Genomic DNA, 19791 nt, shown 5'->3' with positions numbered 1-19791 from the left:
GATACCCATTATTAGACAGACGGTGAAACCTGACAGTATTGTCTATACCGATACTTGGCGCAGTTATAATGCGTTAGATGTAAGCGAATTTAAACACTATCGTATTAACCATAGTAAGCTTTTTGCCGATAAGCAAAATCATATCAATGGTATTGAGAATTTTTGGAATCAAGCTAAGCGCCACTTACGGCGATTTAACGGTATTCCAAAGGAGCATTTTCACTTGTTTTTGAAAGAGTGTGAGTGGCGATTTAATAACAGTGACCCAAAGAGTCAATTAAAACAATTAACTCAATGGGTTAAAGCGAATATGGGCTAGTTATCTGGATCAGCCCCAAATATTATTTTGTCACCGAGTGAGCAATTCTGGTAAAACGAACATAAAACAATTCGTTTTACAGGCGATCCGAACTGGCTACCTTATGAAGCATTTGATAAAGAAGGTAACTACATCGGCATAGTTGCTGAATATCTGCAATTAATAGAAAAGAAGTTGGGAATTACGATTGAGTATGTTCCAACGAAGAGTTGGAGTGAATCCATCGAGCTGATTAAATCCGGCAAAGTCGATATGATTTCAGAAACCAGTGATTCCGCGCTGGGTCAGTTTCTTACCTTCACCAGGCCGTATTTAAATAGTCCGATTGTTGTTGTGATGCGCGATGACAATGTCTATGTCGAAAGCCTTTCTTCCATAAAAAATAAAAAAATTGCGGTCATTCATCAATATGGTTATGTGAACAATATTCGCAACCAATATCCGGACATTAACTTCATTGAAGTCATGAGTATTCAGGATGGCTTAACAGCCGTATCTACGGGGAAAGTAGATGCATTGGTCGCCACGCTGGCACAAGCCAGCTATCACATTGCAGAGATGGGGATTAATAATGTTCGTATTGTCGGTGAAACAGGATTTAAAACGTCACTGGCATTTGGATTTACTGAGGCTTACCAGCCTATGGTAAGCCTGTTTAATCGCACATTTAATGCGATCTCCTTAGCAGAGAAGCAACGTATCCTCGACGAATGGGGAAAAGATAAGTATGCGGCGGTTGTTGATTACAGTTTGATTCTAAAAATTGTCATCTTATTTTTAGTACTGGTTATATGGATCTTGTATTGGAATAGAAAACTTGCTGCTCAGATTCGCTTGCGTGAAGCTGCAGAAGGCCAAACAAAAATCTTATTAGATCACCTTCCACTACAAATCTCAGTGACAGCATATGATGGCCGAATTATCACTGCTAATCCTCAGGCATTATTGGATTACAACCTGCAAATGGAAGAACTCAATCAATTCAATATACTCGATTTTTATTCTAATCCGAGTCAGCGTGAAGAGATATTAAGAGATATAAAAACTAAAGGTTTTGTTGAACAAAAGATTGTCCAGTTCAAAAATTTAGATGGTGAAGAGCGCTCAATGATGGTGTCCATCATGCCTATCACCTATCAGAATCAGGATGCCTTATTGGGTATTGCAGTGGATCTTACAGACAGGCTGGAGATGGAAGCACAATTAGTGGAGGCGAAAGAAAAGGCTGAAGTCGCTAATCGTACTAAATCTGAATTTCTGGCGAATATGAGTCATGAAATTAGCACCCCGATGAATGCCATTATTGGTTTTACCGAACTGCTCTATGAGCAGGTCAAAGACAACAAAATAAAATCCTATGTGAAAACCATTCAGTCGGCTGGCAATGATTTAATGTTATTGATAAATGACATTCTTGATTTATCCAAAATTGAAGCGGGAAAACTAGAGATTAATTATGCGGCGACAAACCCGCATGTGCTGTTTGAAGAGCTATCACATATATTCAGCGTGCCATTACGTAATAAAGGTGTAGAACTTATATTAGAGGTGGATTCTGATATTCCTCAAAGTCTTATGTTAGATGTGGTTCGGCTACGACAAGTTTTGCTTAACTTACTGGGCAACGCAGTGAAGTTTACAGAATCCGGGCGGATTACTATGCGGGCAAGTGTCGAAAATAAGAACAATATCGGCAGTAAGTTGGCATTGTGTATTGATGTTGAAGATACCGGCCTAGGTATACCGGAAGATCAACTAGACCGAATTTTTGAAGACTTTAACCAAACCGTAGGTCAGGATACTGCCAAATTTGGTGGAACAGGTTTGGGATTATCCATTTGTAGTCGTCTGATAAAACTGATGGGAGGAACGCTTACCGTTAAAAGTCAATTGGGTAAGGGGTCTACATTTACTGTGCACTTGGATAATGTTGTTGTGGCAGCGATCGCTGCTGATACCAGCTTACATAATTACTCTGAACCGACATTACCTGTTTTTGCTCCGGCAACCATTCTTGTCGTGGATGATATTGAAGATAACCGACGTTTGGTGACTGAAAGTTTCTCTAGTTCTGCATTGGAAATCATTGAAGCTGAAAACGGTAAAGAAGCGGTTGAAGCGATGAAACACCATCCCGTTGATTTAGTATTGATGGATTTACGTATGCCAGTGATGGATGGTTATCAGGCCGCCGACAAAATTAAAGCAGAATTTGATATCCCGATCATTGCGCTGACAGCATCGGTTATGAAAGACGATTTTGACCGTCTCAAATCAGAGCATTTTAATGATCATATCCGTAAGCCAGTTAAAAAGGCAGAGCTCTACCATAAACTCGCCGAATTTTTAAAGCATGAGCAACCGAGTGAGGCTGATATGGCTGATGCTAATGATGAAACGCTTACATTATCGAAACATGAAATGAGTGTATTACCGAATATTCTCAGTTTCATGGAGAGTAAAATGCCGATTTGGAAAATGGTCAAAGAAAGCAATAATATGAGTGAAATCAAACGTTTTGCTTCTGACCTGAACCAGGTTGCAGAGAAAGAAAAATTCATACCCTTGAGCAATTATGCCCAGCAACTTCTGGATAAAGTAGAAGTGTTCGATATTCAAGGCATGACGGATCTATTGTCGGATTATCCTTACCTTTATAAGCGACTCGGTCAGTCTGATTAATATTTCTGAGCTCTCAGTTTAGCTACTTCAGCTCCGGAAACATCGCCAGCCCGTAATCTGATTTCGGTAATCAACTGCCAGAAACGTTTTAATAGAACTTGATTACCTGACGATAGCGATACGCCCTTTAATGCGACTTGTTCAGCCAAATCATAATCTTCCAGACTCATATGTGTCTGAGCTAATGAGTAATAGACTTTGGGATCCCTTGGGGCAATGCGTTGTGCACGTTGTAAGTTATTCTGTGCGCTACGTAAGTCACCACTTACTCTTGCTTGCTCGGCTCTATCCAGTAAAGCAATAACAGCAGAACTTTGTTTTTGAGGTAACTGAGCCTGCGGTGCCGGCACTTGGTCTGAAGGGATGGATTGTCCAGGAATGGCTTCTTCCACAGGCGGATAGGCTTTAGTTTCTGGCGCTGGTTGCTGTGAAGGTGGGCTGCTACGATCATCAACGGGTGGTTGTGAGGGCTGATAAGGCGTGGTTGTACAGGCGGCAAGTACACTTAATATAAGTCCTGTTACAAATAAACGTGATACATAATTTGTCATAGTCATACCTTATTGAAACCAGTCTTTGATCCAGTCCAGTGAGCGTGTCACCGGATTAGATGTATCGCCAGGTTTTGTCATACATTCGGATATTTCAGTCGGTTCTGAGCCAGAAATAAACGGTAATAGCCTTACACCTTCACAGTTTTCAGCTGAAAGTAAACCAGTTTCAGCGTCTATCCAGAGCCATTTTATATCGTCTGGTAATGGTGCCTCAAATGATTCAAGAGGCTGACTTTTCATAAAGCTCTTCCAGACTCTGAGTGCGCCACCTGAGCCGGTGAACGGTAATGGTGAATTATCATCCAGGCCAAGCCAGACCACAGCTAAACGATTATTACTAAACCCGGCAAACCAACTGTCGCGCTGGTCATCGGTGGTGCCTGTTTTTCCAGCAGTATTAATACTATTCGGTAAAGTGGAATAAATACTGGCAGCCGTGCCACTATGGGTGACTTCCTGCATGGCAGTTTGAATCAGATACACGTCATCAGCATCAATGGTCTGACGCAGCTGGAATGGATAGCTGGATAAGGCCTTGCCTTGACTGTCAGTCACTGTACGTATTGCTCTGACAGGTGTTTGGAAACCATTGGCAGCAATCGTTTGATACATCGTTGCAACTTCAAGAGGTGATAAACCCTGTGCGCCAAGTAGAAGAGACGGGTAGGCATCCAGCTGACGTTTAATTCCCAGCCGGTTCAAGGTATTAATCACTTCTTTTAAGCCTACTTCCATACCCAGCCGCACAGTCGCAATATTATAAGAATGGGCTAAGGCATCAATCAGCATGACATGCTCGTGTGAATGCCTGCTGAAGTTTTGTGGTTTCCATATTTGCCCATTAGGCAGTTTCATCGTCAAGCTTGAGTCATCAACAATACTGGCAAGTGTTTTGCCATGCTCTAAGGCGGTTAAATACACGGCCGGTTTTACCAATGAACCGATTGGACGAAGCGAATCCAGAGCCCGGTTAAATCCTTTGTAACGGGTATTTTTATCACCGATAACCGCGAGTACTTCACCTGTTTGAGGATCTGTGACTACCATGCTGCCTTGTAATGGTTTCAGCTTGGCACCATAGCTTTGTTGTAAAGTGCTGATGGTTTGTTTTAGTGAGGTTTCAGCCTGGCTTTGAGCAATCGGATCCAGACTTGTGTAGACACGCAAACCTTCAGAATTCAAGTCTTCATCACGATAGTCGCGTCGAAGTTGTCGTTTTACTAAATCCAGAAATGCCGGGTAGGCTTCTTTTAATAATGTGCCTTTTTTGACAACATCGAGACCAGCATTAATCGCATGCTGATACTGTTGTTGCGTAATTTTCCCTTGTTCAAACAAGACTTTTAATACCAGGTTACGTCGTGTTTTCGCACGTTCTGGATGGCGTCTTGGATCATAATAAGATGGGCCTTTGACCAGTCCGGCCAGTAGCGCTAACTGGTGCAATTTCAACTCTTGTAGTGGTTGAGCAAAAAAGTAATGTGCCCCTAGTCCAAAACCATGAATGGCCCGGGAGCCATCTTGGCCAAGATAGACTTCATTTAAATAGGCTTCCAGAATTTCATCTTTGTCATAGTGAAGTTCTAACAACAAAGCCATCGGAATTTCGAGCAGTTTTCTGACAAGACTGCGATCAGAGGTCAGATAAAAGTTTTTGATCAATTGTTGGGTTAATGTACTGCCGCCTTGGACAAAGCCTCCGGCTTTGATATTGGCATACATAGCGCGAGCAATGCCTTTAGGTGAGATGCCATGGTGCTGATAAAAATCTCTGTCTTCTATCGCGATCAATGCTTCGGTCAGCATTGATGGTGCATCTTTAAGCTGAATAAGATCCCTGTCTTCGTTATTCAGTGGATAGATGCCACCGATGAGCACAGGTTCGAGTCGAACTAATGGTACATCCTGACCCTGGTAATCTCTCAATTGCGCTAAACCTTGACTATCAAAATCCAGAATCAATTTTCTTGCTGGCTCCATACCATCGCTGAAGTGGAACCCTCGGGTGTCGATAATGGCTTTTGATGATGAAAATGCGGCTTGTCCTGGCTGAGTGGTTTTGCTGGTAAATTGATAACCCAAGCCTCTCAGCTCGATTTTTAAGTCAGCAATTGACAACGGCGCACCCGCATACAGCTCCAGTGGCCGTGCATAAACTTTCGCCGGAAGAGCCCAACGTTTACCTTCGAACTGGCTACGGATTTGAGCATCAAGAAAGAGGGTTAATAAACCGAGCAGAACGAGAAGCGTAAAGGCTATCTTGAATAAACTTGAACGACTGATGAAACCGGTTTGTTTTTTTCTTCGGGGACTTGTTTTTTTAGAGCGTGTACGTTTTTTAGCGGGCGTTTTTTTTTGAGCCATGAGATTCTCAGCTTAGGAAACGAGCCTGTTCAGGCGGTAATTCAATGGCAACATTAAAACATGATGTTGCTATTAAGTGATAACACTCCACCTTAATATGCGGTATTCAGCTAAAAAGGATCATTAAAAACGCGCAGCAGTAAAATTCGCCTGAGACCTGATGCTATTGATAGGATAAATCACAGCAATGAATATCAATCTACTTGTCTGTTAAGTCATTACTTTTTTTACAGATCGTCGCAATGGGCGCCGCTAAAAATCGCTAACAGCTTGATTTCGCATTATGCAAATTGTCTGGTAATATGCAGAACTCCAAAAGAGTTTCATGCGTAGTTTTTCACCTGAAACGACAAAAGTATAACTGTAGCGAGCGTTTATGGCTTTAGAGACACCAGTCTGTGAATTTGGTTTGCCTGCTGTGGATTTTTCTCTGCCAGGAACAGACGGTAAAATTTGGACATTAGATGAGTGTCGTGGTGAAAATGGACTATTAGTCATGTTCATTTGTAACCATTGTCCGTACGTACAAGCGATTATGGATAGGCTTGTTCGTGATACCAATGCGTTGAAAGAGTTGGGCGTTAACTCTGTCGCCATTATGTCTAATGATGTGAATGACTATCCAGAAGACGCTTTCGATAATATGAAACACCTTGCTCAGCAAAAGCAGTTTTCATTTCCTTATTTGTATGACGAAACACAACAGGTTGCCCAAGCTTATGGTGCAGTCTGCACGCCCGATTTTTTTGGTTATAACGGTGATTTGCAACTACAATATCGCGGTCGTTTAGATGCCAGTAAAAAACAAGCAGCTGCATCTGATGTCAGACGAGATTTGTTTGAAGCAATGAAACAAGTGGCAGAAACAGGCCACGGCCCAGAAAATCAAATACCTAGTATGGGTTGCTCGATCAAATGGCGGGCAGCTTAATTTTTTTTAATAGGAGAATGTAGATAATGGCTACACGTAGACATTTAGCTAATGCAATCCGTGCGCTCAGCATGGATGCAGTACAAAAGGCGAACTCGGGTCACCCCGGCGCGCCTATGGGTATGGCAGATATTGCCGAAGTGTTATGGAATGACCATTTAAAACACAACCCAAATAACCCAAATTGGGCTGATCGTGACCGTTTCATCCTATCTAATGGTCACGGTTCAATGTTGATTTATTCATTGTTGCATTTGTCAGGTTATGACTTGCCAATGGATTCAATCAAAACATTCCGTCAATTACATTCACAATGTGCGGGTCACCCTGAATATGGCTATGCGCCAGGTGTTGAAACAACAACAGGTCCATTAGGTCAAGGTATCACCAACGGTGTTGGTTTTGCGATGGCTGAAAAACTGATGGCTGATCAGTTCAACAAACCAGGTCATGACATCGTTAACCACCACACCTATGTATTCATGGGCGACGGTTGTTTAATGGAAGGTGTTTCTCATGAAGCCTGTGCACTTGCTGGTACATGGGGGCTGGGTAACCTGATCGCATTCTGGGATGACAACAATATCTCTATCGACGGTCACATTGATGGTTGGTATACAGATGACACTGTTAAGCGTTTCGAAGCTTACGGCTGGCACGTTCAATCAGTTGATGGTCATGACTCTGATGCTATCAATGCAGCGATTGAAGCAGCTAAAAAAGTCACTGACAAACCTTCACTGATTTGCTGTAAAACAATCATCGGTTTCGGTTCACCAAACAAATCAGCTAGCCATGACTGCCATGGTGCTGCATTAGGTGAAGAAGAAGTTGCACTGACTCGTAAAGAGTTAGGTTGGGATTACGAACCTTTTGTTATTCCTGAAGATGTTTATGCAGGTTGGGATGCGAAAGCAAAAGGTGATGCTGCTGAAGCTGAATGGAACAAAAAATTCGACGCTTATGCTGCTGAGTACCCAGAATTAGCTGCTGAATTCAAACGCCGCATGGCAGGTGAATTACCAGCTGACTGGAAACAATTCACAGATAAAATGATCGCTGATTTCAACGATAAAGCAGAAAGCGTTGCTTCACGTAAAGCATCACAAAACATCATCACTGCTTTAGCGCCTGAATTACCAGAATTCATCGGTGGTTCTGCTGACTTAACAGGTTCTAACCTGACAAGCTGCCCAAGCTTCAAACATGTTTCTGGTAAAGAGCCAGGTAACTACATTTCATACGGTGTTCGTGAGTTTGGTATGTTTGCCATCATGAACGGTATGGCTCTGCACGGTGGTTTACTGCCTTACGGTGGTACTTTCCACATGTTCTCTGACTATGCTAAGTCTGCTTTACGTATGGCTGCATTGATGAAACAACGCACAATCGCTATCTTAACTCATGACTCTATCGGTCAGGGTGAAGACGGTCCTACTCACCAACCAATCGAAAACACAGCGGGTCTGCGTTATATTCCTAATATGGATGTATGGCGTCCTTCTGATGAAACTGAAGTTGCGGTTGCATGGGTTGCTGCTGTTGAACGTAAAGATGGTCCTTCAAGCTTAGTATTAAGCCGTCAAGGTATTCCAGGTCGTAAACACGATACAGCTGATTTTGAAGCTATCCGTAAAGGTGCTTACGTTCTGTCTGAAGCAGAAGGTGGTGCAGCTGATGTCATCATTATCGCGACAGGTTCTGAAGTTGACTTAGCGGTTAAAGCACAAGAAGAACTGAAAGCTGACGGTGTGAAAGTACGCGTTGTCTCTATGCCTTCAACTAATGTGTTTGATCGTCAAGACCAAGCTTACAAAGACAGCGTATTAACACCAGGTGTTAAACGTGTATCTGTTGAAGCGGGTGTAACTGACTTCTGGCGCAAGTATGTTGGCCTGGAAGGTGGTGTTGTGGGTATCGACACATTTGGTGAATCTGCGCCAGGTGGTGTGTTGATGAAACACTTCGGCTTCACCGTCGAAAATGTCGTTAAGACAGTTAAATCAGTACTGTAATTATTGCTGATTTAAAAAAGAAGTAATGGGGTTGAACCAGTGAGCATTTGCTCACTGGTTTTTCTCTCTCTAAAACTCGAAAGTCTAATAAGTGAAATTTCAAACTGAGATTTCAGTTCTTAGACAGACGGATATAGTGATAGGGGACTAAGCATGACGATTAGAGTCGGTATAAACGGTTTTGGCCGCATTGGTCGCATGGCATTTCGTGCTGCCATCAAAGATTTTACAGATATTGAAGTGGTTGCTATTAATGACTTGCTCGATCCCGAATATCTGGCTTATATGCTTAAGTACGATTCTGTGCATGGCCGCTTCCATGGTGAAGTGGAAGTCAGGGATGGCAATCTGGTAGTAAATGGTAAAACCATTCGCATTACAGCAGAACGCAATCCTGCAGATTTGAAATGGGATGAAGTCGGTGCTGATTTGGTTATTGAATGTACAGGCTTTTTCCTGACGGAAGAAAGTTGCCAGGCACATATTGATGCCGGTGCCAAAAAAGTGGTGCAGTCTGCACCGTCAAAAGATCACACACCGATGTTTGTTTATGGGGTTAACCATAAAGATTATGACGGTCAAGCCATTGTCTCGGCAGCATCATGCACAACCAATGCCTTGGCTCCTGTCGCTAAAGTCTTACATGACAGTTTTGGTATTAAACGTGGTTTGATGACAACCGTTCATGCGGCTACAGCCACTCAAAAAACAGTGGATGGCCCTTCAATGAAAGATTGGCGTGGTGGTCGTGGTATTTTAGAAAATATCATCCCATCTTCTACTGGCGCGGCTAAAGCTGTTGGTAAAGTCTTACCAGATTTGAATGGCAAATTAACGGGGATGGCTTTCCGTGTGCCGACATCGGATGTTTCTGTGGTGGATCTGACTGTTGAGCTGGAAAAAGATGCGACATACGACGATATCTGTATGGCAATGAAAACCGCTTCTACATCGGAATTAAAAGATGTACTGGGTTACACAGAAGAAAGCGTAGTATCGACAGATTTTCGTGGCAACACGGCTCCTTCTAACTTTGACGCGGGGGCTGGCATCGCATTGGATAAGACCTTTGTTAAAGTGGTTGCATGGTATGACAATGAATATGGCTATACCTGCAATATGATGCGTCTTGTGCAGTACGTTGGTCGTTAATTCATTCATTTATCAATAAAAAATTTAAGGCTTTCTGGATTCAGAAAGCCTTTTTTTATGGTCAAACTGTTTTTGAACGTTATACTTTGTGACGGAGATCACAAATTTAATTATTCACGAGGAAAATCATCATGTCTGTAATCAAGATGGCTGATCTGGATTTGGCGGGTAAACGTGTACTGATTCGCCAGGATCTTAATGTGCCACTGAAAAAAGGTGTGGTTGCTGATGGCACCCGGATTCACGCTTCACTGCCAACCATTGAAAAGGCATTAAAAGCAGGTGCAAAAGTCATGATCATGTCGCATCTTGGCAGACCGACTGAAGGTGAGTACGAACATCAGTACTCTCTGGCTCCTGTGGCGAATTATTTATCAGCCTTGTTAGATCAGCCTGTGAGGCTTGAACAAAACTGGTTAGAACCAGAATTTATTCCGGTTGAAGCGGGTGAAGTGGTCCTATGTGAGAATGTTCGATTCAACATCGGTGAAAAAGCCAATGATGATGCCTTATCTCGTCGCATGGCTAAGTTGTGTGATGTATTTGTAATGGATGCCTTTGGTACCGCCCATCGTGCTCAGGCTTCGACACATGGTGTGGCTAAATATGCGCCGATTGCATGTGCTGGTCCATTATTGGCGGCAGAGTTAGAAGCATTATCAAAAGCTCTGGATAATCCAGCAAGACCTTTAGTCGCGATTGTCGGTGGTTCAAAAGTTTCCACCAAATTAACCGTTTTAGAATCTCTATCAACAAAAGTGGATCAACTTATTGTTGGTGGCGGAATAGCAAATACCTTTATTGCCGCTGAGGGGTATCAAGTCGGCAATTCTTTATACGAAGAAGACTTAATTGATACCTGCAAAAAATTAAGAGCAGAAGCACAAGCACGTGGTGGGGATATTCCAGTGCCTGTTGATGTCGTATGTGGAAAGCATTTTGCTGAAAACGCTGAAGCGGAAACTAAAAAAGTCAGCGATATTGTTGCCGATGACATGATTTTTGATATTGGTCCAAAATCAGCAGCCGCTTTAACAGAAATTTTAAAAAACGCAGGTACGATTGTCTGGAATGGTCCTGTAGGTGTATTTGAATTTAACCAGTTTGGTGAAGGCACTAAAGAAGTCGCCATGGCGATTGCTGAATCTGATGCATTTTCTATTGCTGGTGGCGGTGATACATTAGCTGCAGTGTCCAAATATAGAATTTGTGACGATATTTCTTATATCTCAACTGGCGGCGGTGCCTTTCTGGAGTTTCTTGAAGGTAAAAAATTACCTGCTGTAGATATCTTGGAGCAACGCGCCAAACAAGCATAAAGGAGTTTCATGTGGCGGCCATAAGACGAACAAAAATTGTTGCGACTTTAGGGCCGGCCACACAAAGCCCGCAAGTGCTGGATGCGATGATCGCAGCCGGAATGAATGTGGTCAGGCTTAACTTTTCTCATGGTGAGCCTGATACTCATATCGCGCTTGCAGAGCTCGTCAGAGAACGCGCTCGTATGCAAAATAAACAAGTGGGTATCTTGGCTGATCTACAAGGGCCTAAAATTCGTATCTCACGATTTAAAGAAGGCTCGGTCGTGCTGGAAGAAGGGGCTCGTTTCATTCTGGATGCCCAACTTGGCAGAGAGGATGGAGACGAGCAGCAAGTCGGCATTGATTACAAAGCGCTCCCGCGAGATGTAAAAGCAAAAGACACCTTATTGCTGGATGACGGCAGAATTGTTTTGCGTGTCGATAACGTTGATGCTCATAAAATTCATACTACGGTCAGCTTCGGTGGCGTTCTTTCCAATAACAAAGGCATCAATCGCCTTGGTGGCGGCCTTTCCGCAAAAGCCCTCACCGATAAAGATAAACAGGATATTAAAACGGCTGCCAGTATGCAGGCGGACTATCTCGCTGTGTCATTCCCGCGTTCTGCAGACGATATACATCAAGCCAGACAGTTATTACGTGATGCTGGTGGTTATGGTGCCATCGTGGCAAAAATTGAACGTGCAGAAGCGGTAGAAGCGATTGACGAGATTATTGCAGCTACCGATGCGATTATGGTCGCGCGTGGTGATTTGGGTGTGGAGATGGGCGATGCGGCATTACCACCTATTCAAAAACGCATCATTGGCCTGGCACGACAAAAGAATTGCCTGACGATTACCGCTACGCAAATGATGGAATCAATGATCACAAACCCGATTCCGACCCGAGCAGAAGTATTTGATGTGGCCAATGCGGTGTTAGATGGTACCGATGCTGTGATGTTATCCGGAGAAACAGCGATAGGCAAAAATCCGATAAAAACCATAGCGGCAGTTGACCGTGTATGTCTGCAAGCAGAGCTGGAACGTGAAATACGGGTATCCCGACATCGGATAGACTCACATTTTGAGCGGATGGATGAAGCTATCGCCATGGCCGCCATGTATACTGCCAATCACTTGGATGTCAAAGCGATTGCTGCGCTAACGGACTCTGGAGCGACCACCTTGTGGATGTCCAGAATTAGTTCGGGTATTCCCATCTTTGCATTAACACCCCATGAAAAAACGGCACGAAAAGTGACTTTATACCGAGGTGTTTACCCGATGAAATTTGATGTCGAGCATCATGATCACGCCTTAATGAACAAAGAGATGGTTGATGAGCTTATCCGATGTGGTGTGGTATCTGACGGTGACATCGTCATTATCACCAAAGGGGATCTTGAAATTCAGGGCAGCACCAATGCTATGAAAATTGTCAAAGTCGGTGATATGGCTGAACCCAGACAAATAGACTAAACGCAGAATACAATTTTTCTTTACAGGAGGCTTTATGGCCCTGATTACATTGCGACAATTATTAGACTATGCAGCTGAACATGATTTTGCTGTTCCGGCATTTAATGTCAGTAATATGGAGCAGGTACATGCCATTATGCAGGCAGCAGATAAGGTGGATAGTCCAGTGATAATGCAGGCCAGTGCCGGTGCCAGAAAATATGCGGGTGAACCCTTTTTAAGGCATATGGTTCTCGCGGCTGTTGAAGAATATCCGCATATTCCGGTGGTGTTACATCAGGATCATGGTGCCAGCCCGGATATCTGTATTCGTTCTATACAGTCAGGATTCACCTCGGTAATGATGGATGGCTCATTACGCGAAGACATGAAAACACCGTCTGATTTTGAATATAACAGTAAGGTGACGAAGACAGTCGCAGATATTGCGCATGCTTGCGGTGTTTCAGTCGAGGGTGAGTTGGGCTGTCTGGGCTCATTAGAGACTGGAATGATGGGGGAAGAAGATGGTCATGGTGCTGATTCTGCATTAGATCACAGTCAATTATTGACGGACCCTGACGAAGCTGTGGAATTTGTCAGATTAACGCAGGTCGATGCTTTAGCGGTTGCTATAGGCACCAGCCATGGAGCCTATAAATTCACACAACCACCGACGGGTGATGTGTTGGCGATTAGCCACTTAAAAACGTTGCAACAAAAGCTACCTGATACGCATTTTGTCATGCATGGATCGAGTTCTGTACCGCAAGACTGGTTGAAAATTATCAATACACATGGTGGCGATATCGGCCAAACCTACGGTGTACCTGTAGAAGAAATTGTTGAGGGCATTCGATACGGTGTGCGGAAGGTCAATATTGATACTGATTTGCGAATGGCTTCAACCGGGGCAATTCGCCAGTTTTTGACCGATGAGCAGAATAAAGCAGAATTTGATCCCAGGAAATTTCTCAAAGCGGCAACGCAGGCCATGCAAACGATTTGTGAAGCGCGCTATCAGGCGTTTGGCAGCGCAGGACATGCCAGAAAGATTACGCCCGTTTCATTAGCTAAGATGGTTGAAAGATACTAGTGTGGGTCGATAACAGTTTGTTTGTCAGTGATTTTCAGCTACTCAGACTGATGCGTGATTGAATGTTATTTTCCTCATTAAACAATCAGTTGCGAGCATTGCGCCAGAATACGGTAAACTACCTGTTTTTTGGCAGGGAATATTGTTCGTGCATCAGATAATTGCTATTGCCGCTGGCGGTGCAGTGGGTGCCGTACTCAGGTTTTTGGTTTCCAACGGAGTCTATCGTGTTTTAGGGCGAGACTTTCCCTACGGCACATTGGCTGTTAATGTGCTCGGTTCTTTACTGATGGGATTTCTTTTTATCATCTTTATTGAGAGAGAGCTGGGGATGGCTGAATGGCGCTCTGCCATTTTAATTGGCTTGCTTGGCGCGTTTACCACGTTTTCGACGTTTTCCATGGAAACTATTGCTTTGCTGGAAGCAGGAGATGTCAGTAGAGCCATGTTAAATGTAATTATTAGCGTTTTACTCTGTCTGACAGCTACATGGGTGGGACTAAGCCTGGGGAGACAGTTATGAGTCGGCTTGAAGTGACTATGGTTCGTGTTTATCTTGCTGAAGGCCGCGATCACAGTAATCGCGTTATAAAGTTACTTGAAACATTAGATATTAAAGGCTTTACCGTGTTTCGTGGCATTGCTGGTTTTGGTGCTGAACATGAATTACATAAGGCGTCATTATTGGATTTATCACCCGAACTCCCCTTAGTGATTGAGTTTTTTGATATTCCACAAAAAGTGGAAGAAATTATTACACAGCTGGAAAGTATGGTTAAACCGGATCATATAGTGAGCTGGACTGCACAATCTGGAAAATAAAAGAATGTTAGATCCGAAGTTATTAAGAAATGAGACTGCTCAGGTCGCTGAGCAATTAGCCCGCCGAGGTTTTGATTTAGACGTCGCGCTGTTGGCTAAGCTTGAAGAAGAACGAAAACAAGCACAATTGGACGCTCAGGAATTACAAACAGAAAGAAACAGTCGTTCGAAAAATATTGGTAAAGCCAAAGCGGCTGGTGAAGATATTGCACCATTATTAAAAGAAATCGAGGATTTGGGTGACCGCCATAAAGCGGCTGAATCTCGCTTGAATGATGTGTTGACGCAATTAGAACAGATCGCGATGGGTATTCCTAATATTGCTCAAGCTGATGTGCCAGCGGGTAAGGATGAGAGCGAAAATCAGGAAGTTTTACGTTGGGGTGAGCCGCGTCAATTTGATTTTGAAGTAAAAGATCATGTCGATCTGGGTGCCGCATTAGGCATGGACTTTGATACAGCTGCAAAAATCAGTGCTGCCCGTTTTGTAACCTTGTCAGGCCCTTTAGCCAAGTTACAACGTGCGCTTACACAGTTTATGCTCGACTTACACAGTGAACAGCATGGTTATACTGAAACGTATGTGCCTTATCTGGTCAATGCAGATTCTTTAAAAGGGACTGGGCAGTTACCTAAATTTGAAGAAGATCTGTTTAAAGTGAATGATGGCGAGTTTTATCTGATACCGACAGCTGAAGTACCAGTGACTAATATTGTTCGCGATACCATTACTGAAGATGCGTCGTTACCGCTGAAGTTTGTGGCACATACACCTTGTTTTCGAAGTGAAGCCGGATCTTATGGCCGTGATGTTCGCGGGCTTATTCGTCAGCATCAGTTTGAAAAGGTAGAACTTGTACAAATCGTCCGCCCGGAAGACTCTGCTGCAGCGCATGAAGAACTAACTGCACATGCTGAGAAAGTATTGCAGATGCTTGAGCTGCCTTATCGTAAGGTAAATCTGTGTACGGGGGATTTAGGTTTTTCTTCTACAAAAACCTATGATCTTGAAGTTTGGTTACCAAGCCAACAAACCTATAGAGAAATTTCATCTTGCAGTAATTTTGGTGATTTTCAGGCACGTCGTTTACAGGCTCGCTGGCGTAATCCTGCCACAGGAAAACCAGAGTTAGTGCATACGCTTAATGGTTCAGGTCTGGCGGTTGGACGCACGCTGTTAGCGTTAATGGAAAATCACCAACAAGCGGATGGCTCAGTAGTGATTCCTGAGGCATTGCGGGCTTATATGGGCGGACAGGACATGCTTCGTGTTTGAGTTTAGTCTGGTCCAGAAAATTATTATCTGGGCGATACCTGTATTGTTTGCGATTACCGTGCATGAAGTCGCGCATGGCTGGGTTGCATTAAAGTTAGGTGACAGAACAGCACAAATGCTGGGTCGACTCACCCTTAACCCATTTAAACATATCGATCCTATCGGCACGTTGCTTGTTCCTGGATTGTTGTTATTGCTCGGTGGCTTTGTATTTGGCTGGGCAAAACCGGTACCGGTGAGCTATCAGAATCTGCATCAGCCCAAACGCGATATGGCTTGGGTAGCTGCTGCCGGTCCCGCTGCCAATTTTATTATGGCGATTATCTGGGCCATAGTTGCCAAGCTGGGATTAATGCTTATTCATGCTGATATTACGCTTGGTCAGCCGATGATGTTTATGGGCGTTGCTGGTGTCTTGATTAATACGATGTTAATGATGCTTAACTTACTGCCCATTCCACCTCTGGACGGCAGTCGAGTGTTATCAAGCTGGTTACCGGGACCGATGGCGTATAAGTTCAGCAGGATTGAACCTTATGGTTTCTTTATCTTGCTGGCACTGCTTTATTTCGGCATTTTAAATTTGATTCTATGGCCGTTGGTCAGTGCTATGCTAGGTTTGCTGGTGTCTGTCTTTCATTTACCAGCGCAAATATTCAGTATTTTATAGTTAGCTAATTAAGGCTTATCAGGAGAACATTTTGGATACGGTTGCTATACAGTCCCGTCGTATTGTTTCAGGCATGCGTCCAACAGGACAATTGCATTTAGGTCATTACCATGGCGTTCTAAAAAACTGGATTAAATTACAGCACGAATTTGACTGTTTTTTCTTTGTAGCAGACTGGCATGCGCTGACGACACACTATGAAGATAGCAGTGTCATTGAAGGCAGTGTTTGGGAGATGGTGATTGACTGGCTAGCTGCTGGTATCGAACCTTCGACGGCATCGCTGTTTTTACAATCTAAAATACCTGAGCATGCTGAATTACATTTACTGTTGTCGATGATTACACCGCTTTCATGGTTAGAGCGTGTGCCTACATATAAAGATCAACAAGAAAAACTAAAAGAAAAAGATTTATCGACTTATGGTTTTTTAGGTTATCCCCTATTACAAAGTGCCGATATTTTGATTTATCGTGCCGGTCAGGTACCTGTTGGTGAAGATCAGGTGGCTCATGTGGAGTTAACACGTGAAGTCGCTCGTCGCTTTAATCATATTTACGGTCGTGAGCTGGACTTTGAAGAAAAAGCCGAAGCCGCGATCAAAAAAATGGGTAAGAAAAACGCAAAGCTCTACAATTCTTTGCGTAAGTCATATCAAGAACAAGGTGATGCCGACGCTTTAGCGACAGCGAGAGAGTTGCTTAAAAATCAACAAAATCTGGCACTGGGAGATATGGAACGTTTATTCGGCTATCTGGAAGGTGCAGGTAAAGTGATCTTGCCAGAGCCAAAAGCGTTATTAACACCGGCATCTAAAATGCCAGGCTTGGATGGTCAAAAAATGTCCAAGTCATATGGCAATACGATTTCGCTGCGCGAGCCTGATGATAGTCTTGCTGAGAAAATTAAACGTATGCCAACGGACACAAACCGTGTTCGACGTACTGATCCTGGTGAACCTGAACGCTGCCCTGTATGGCAGTTGCATGAGGTTTATGCTTCAGAAGATCAGAAACAGTGGGTACAAGAAGGTTGTCGCAGTGCCAGTATTGGTTGTCTGGATTGTAAAGGTCCGTTGATTGATGCTGTTAGTGCTGAACTGAGACCGATTCGTGAACGGGCGTTGGATTTTAGCCAACACCCAGAAGATGTCCGCCGTATTATTGATGATGGTAATGCTGCCGCCCGTGAAGTGGCGCAGGAAACCTTGGCGGAAGTCCGTTCATCAATGGGTTTAAACTATAAATAAAAGGGTTGCTGACGCGTTTTTATGGCTGAACGTATTCAAAAAGTATTAGCAAGAGCTGGTTATGGCTCTCGTCGACAGGTGGAAACCTGGATTAAAGAAGGACGTGTCACTCGTAATGGTGAGTTGGCGAGTTTGGGCGATCAGATTAGTGAAGGTGATCGTTTAAAGCTCGATAATAAACCGCTTTCTCCGAAACGTTTGTGGCAGGAACCTGCCAAGCAGGTCATTCTCTATAATAAGCCTGTTGGTGAAGTGTGCACGCGTAAGGACCCTGAAGGTCGTCGTACTATCTTTCAGTCTCTGCCAATTCCAGAACAGGGCCGCTGGGTTAGCGTGGGTCGACTCGATTTAAATACCAGCGGCTTAATTATCCTGACGACCGATGGTGAACTGGCCAATCGTTTAATGCATCCATCTCATGAAATGGATCGTGAGTATGCCGTTCGTGTATTAGGTGAAGTGACATCAGAAATGATGCAGGCTCTACGTGACGGTGTCATGCTTGAAGATGGTGAAGCGAAGTTTGCTGATATCCAGGAATCAGGTGGTGAAGGTGCCAATAAATGGTTTCACGTGGTTATTCAGGAAGGTCGTAACCGTGAAGTCCGTCGTTTGTGGGAAAGCCAGGGCGTGCAGGTGAGCCGTCTGATGCGGGTGCGTTATGGACCTATCATTATTCCCAATAACCTGCGTATGGGCCACTGGACAAAGCTGGAAGGCTCTGATTTGGACTATCTATATGAACAGGCTGGGATGAAGCCTGTCAGCGCGGCTACAGGTGGACGTAATAAGCCTGCTAAGCAGGAACGCCCTAAAAAAACACGGGCGAGAAAAGAATATAGTACTAATAAAAAAGAACAAAGCCGGGAGCAGGATGAGCCCACACCAAAAAGAAGACCTCGTATCAGAGGCCATTAATTTTATACTGTCTGTTGTCGATTAAATCTTAGGGTTTTTTGGCGCAGACAGTAATATTTTTACCCATGTGTTTTGCTTCATACAGTGCCATATCAGCCCGTTCAAACAAATGATAGCCTTCCTCATTCTTATCAAGTTGGGCAACACCTAAGCTGATGGTAAAACCGAAACTGTTTTTTCCGTCATGAGATAATATTTGCGCAACAGATTCACGTACTCTCTCAGCGGCAACGTGAGCATCGTGGATACTGGTATCGGTTAATAAAAGAACAAACTCTTCACCACCAAATCGGAATGCCATATCACTACCACGCAGATTCTGATTAATCATATCTGCCAAAATTTTAAGGGCTCTATCGCCTGTCATATGGCCAAAGTTATCATTAATAATTTTGAAGTTATCAATGTCAATAAGCACGAGTGACAAAGGCGTATTGTGTCTTTTTGCTCTGTCAATTTCACGGTTCAAGCTTTTTTCATAAGCTGCGCGATTGCCCAGATTTGTTAAGTCATCCAGCAGTGCAGAGGCCAGTGCTTTTTTATAAAGCAGGCAATTGCGCAGAGGGTAAACCAGTAGGCTGAGTAAATCTTCTATAAAAATAATATCGGTTTGAGAAAACTTTTTGCTTTGCGTAAAACTGAGATCGCCCAGATAATCACCATTCATTTCAAGCTTATAATGGCAGCGATGGTGGGATTTTTCTGCCGAGTTAATATCGACTTTCATACTGGGATTCTGATAATGAAAGCTGCACTCAGGGAAGATAGCATTGATTTCCTGCTGAAATAGTTGAAGCATGTCTTCCAATATAAGGCTGGTTTGCAGTGTATAAGGAAGTTGACGATGTATTTCTTCAGCTGTTTTTGTCTGAGTGTTATCTATTGCTGGTTTAGAGCCTTCAACCAAGCTCAGTTTATGTTTATTTGAGATTAATGGGTGTTCCATCGGAGCACTTCCTTATTCAAGTTATGAATATAA

17 protein-coding genes are annotated in these 19791 nt (G+C 43.5%); 14 read left to right on the top strand and 3 right to left on the bottom strand.

Annotated features, from left to right (window positions below; genetic code table 11):
• Together BM232_RS06120 and BM232_RS06115 are read left to right on the top strand one after the other, a co-directional pair.
• Positions 1-319: IS1595 family transposase (locus tag BM232_RS06120; protein WP_143092266.1), on the top strand; the 319-nt coding region annotated here is incomplete at its 5' end.
• Between the two features lie 69 nt (positions 320-388).
• Entirely contained in the window at positions 389-3001 is a 2613-nt protein-coding gene (locus BM232_RS06115) for an ATP-binding protein (RefSeq protein WP_281248274.1), read from the top strand.
• Here BM232_RS06115 and BM232_RS06110 read toward each other — a convergent pair.
• Both BM232_RS06110 and mrcB read right to left on the bottom strand, forming a co-directional pair.
• A complete protein-coding gene (locus BM232_RS06110; protein ID WP_091712384.1) occupies positions 2998-3552 on the bottom strand; it encodes a hypothetical protein in 555 nt (184 codons plus the stop codon). The genes BM232_RS06115 and BM232_RS06110 overlap by 4 nt on opposite strands.
• A 9-nt stretch (positions 3553-3561) precedes the next feature.
• Positions 3562-5919 (bottom strand): penicillin-binding protein 1B, encoded by a 2358-nt coding sequence (mrcB, locus tag BM232_RS06105; RefSeq protein ID WP_091712382.1) that lies wholly within the window; start codon positions 5917-5919, stop codon positions 3562-3564.
• 376 nt (positions 5920-6295) lie between these two features.
• Between mrcB and BM232_RS06100 the strand changes: the two genes are divergently transcribed.
• The 12 genes from BM232_RS06100 (at position 6296) to rluB (ending at position 18812) form a co-directional block, all read left to right on the top strand.
• Positions 6296-6850: a thioredoxin family protein gene (locus BM232_RS06100; RefSeq protein ID WP_091712380.1), complete on the top strand. Its 555-nt coding sequence runs from the start codon at positions 6296-6298 to the stop codon at positions 6848-6850.
• 26 nt (positions 6851-6876) lie between these two features.
• Complete coding sequence (tkt, locus tag BM232_RS06095) at positions 6877-8865, top strand: transketolase (protein WP_091712377.1); 1989 nt, start codon at positions 6877-6879, stop codon at positions 8863-8865.
• A gap of 153 nt (positions 8866-9018) precedes the next feature.
• The gene (gene gap, locus BM232_RS06090) at positions 9019-10017 is read left to right on the top strand and encodes a type I glyceraldehyde-3-phosphate dehydrogenase (RefSeq protein ID WP_091712374.1); all 999 of its coding nucleotides are present in this window, start codon (positions 9019-9021) and stop codon (positions 10015-10017) included.
• A gap of 131 nt (positions 10018-10148) precedes the next feature.
• Positions 10149-11336 carry a phosphoglycerate kinase gene (locus BM232_RS06085; protein ID WP_091712372.1) on the top strand — a complete coding sequence of 396 codons (1188 nt, stop codon included), beginning with the start codon at positions 10149-10151 and terminating at the stop codon, positions 11334-11336.
• An 11-nt stretch (positions 11337-11347) separates the two neighbouring features.
• Positions 11348-12802, top strand: a complete 1455-nt coding sequence (gene pyk, locus BM232_RS06080) for a pyruvate kinase (protein ID WP_177207263.1) — start codon at positions 11348-11350, stop codon at positions 12800-12802.
• A gap of 34 nt (positions 12803-12836) precedes the next feature.
• The gene (fba, locus tag BM232_RS06075) at positions 12837-13877 is read left to right on the top strand and encodes a class II fructose-bisphosphate aldolase (RefSeq protein WP_091712370.1); all 1041 of its coding nucleotides are present in this window, start codon (positions 12837-12839) and stop codon (positions 13875-13877) included.
• A 148-nt stretch (positions 13878-14025) separates the two neighbouring features.
• A complete protein-coding gene (gene crcB, locus BM232_RS06070) occupies positions 14026-14400 on the top strand; it encodes a fluoride efflux transporter CrcB (protein WP_091712410.1) in 375 nt (124 codons plus the stop codon).
• A complete protein-coding gene (locus tag BM232_RS06065) occupies positions 14397-14699 on the top strand; it encodes a DUF190 domain-containing protein (RefSeq protein ID WP_091712368.1) in 303 nt (100 codons plus the stop codon). Before crcB ends, BM232_RS06065 begins: the two co-directional genes overlap by 4 nt.
• Before the next feature lie 4 nt (positions 14700-14703).
• Positions 14704-15975 carry a serine--tRNA ligase gene (gene serS, locus BM232_RS06060; protein ID WP_091712366.1) on the top strand — a complete coding sequence of 424 codons (1272 nt, stop codon included), beginning with the start codon at positions 14704-14706 and terminating at the stop codon, positions 15973-15975.
• A complete protein-coding gene (locus BM232_RS06055; RefSeq protein WP_091712364.1) occupies positions 15968-16645 on the top strand; it encodes a site-2 protease family protein in 678 nt (225 codons plus the stop codon). Before serS ends, BM232_RS06055 begins: the two co-directional genes overlap by 8 nt.
• 31 nt (positions 16646-16676) lie before the next feature.
• Positions 16677-17894: a tryptophan--tRNA ligase gene (locus BM232_RS06050; RefSeq protein WP_091712361.1), complete on the top strand. Its 1218-nt coding sequence runs from the start codon at positions 16677-16679 to the stop codon at positions 17892-17894.
• Between the two features lie 21 nt (positions 17895-17915).
• The gene (rluB, locus tag BM232_RS06045) at positions 17916-18812 is read left to right on the top strand and encodes a 23S rRNA pseudouridine(2605) synthase RluB (protein WP_091712358.1); all 897 of its coding nucleotides are present in this window, start codon (positions 17916-17918) and stop codon (positions 18810-18812) included.
• Between the two features lie 28 nt (positions 18813-18840).
• On the opposite strand, the gene BM232_RS06040 is transcribed toward rluB, so the two are convergent.
• On the bottom strand, positions 18841-19758 hold the full coding sequence (locus BM232_RS06040; protein WP_091712355.1) for a GGDEF domain-containing protein: 918 nt from the start codon (positions 19756-19758) through the stop codon (positions 18841-18843).
• Between the last annotated feature and the right edge of the window lie 33 nt (positions 19759-19791).

Origin of the sequence: Methylophaga sulfidovorans (assembly GCF_900114205.1) — a bacterium.
GTDB classification, from domain to species: domain Bacteria; phylum Pseudomonadota; class Gammaproteobacteria; order Nitrosococcales; family Methylophagaceae; genus Methylophaga; species Methylophaga sulfidovorans.
Note: the sequence above shows the minus strand (reverse complement) of the source record. Positions and strands in the feature narration are given on the sequence as shown.

Excerpts from the sequence above, each read along its gene's own strand:
- BM232_RS06110 (WP_091712384.1), bottom strand. The coding sequence starts at position 3,552 with ATGACAAATTATGTATCACGTTTATTTGTAACAGGACTTATATTAAGT.
- mrcB (WP_091712382.1), bottom strand. The coding sequence starts at position 5,919 with ATGGCTCAAAAAAAAACGCCCGCTAAAAAACGTACACGCTCTAAAAAA.
- BM232_RS06100 (WP_091712380.1), top strand. The coding sequence starts at position 6,296 with ATGGCTTTAGAGACACCAGTCTGTGAATTTGGTTTGCCTGCTGTGGAT.
- tkt (WP_091712377.1), top strand. The coding sequence starts at position 6,877 with ATGGCTACACGTAGACATTTAGCTAATGCAATCCGTGCGCTCAGCATG.
- gap (WP_091712374.1), top strand. The coding sequence starts at position 9,019 with ATGACGATTAGAGTCGGTATAAACGGTTTTGGCCGCATTGGTCGCATG.
- BM232_RS06085 (WP_091712372.1), top strand. The coding sequence starts at position 10,149 with ATGTCTGTAATCAAGATGGCTGATCTGGATTTGGCGGGTAAACGTGTA.
- fba (WP_091712370.1), top strand. The coding sequence starts at position 12,837 with ATGGCCCTGATTACATTGCGACAATTATTAGACTATGCAGCTGAACAT.
- BM232_RS06065 (WP_091712368.1), top strand. The coding sequence starts at position 14,397 with ATGAGTCGGCTTGAAGTGACTATGGTTCGTGTTTATCTTGCTGAAGGC.
- serS (WP_091712366.1), top strand. The coding sequence starts at position 14,704 with ATGTTAGATCCGAAGTTATTAAGAAATGAGACTGCTCAGGTCGCTGAG.
- rluB (WP_091712358.1), top strand. The coding sequence starts at position 17,916 with ATGGCTGAACGTATTCAAAAAGTATTAGCAAGAGCTGGTTATGGCTCT.
- BM232_RS06040 (WP_091712355.1), bottom strand. The coding sequence starts at position 19,758 with ATGGAACACCCATTAATCTCAAATAAACATAAACTGAGCTTGGTTGAA.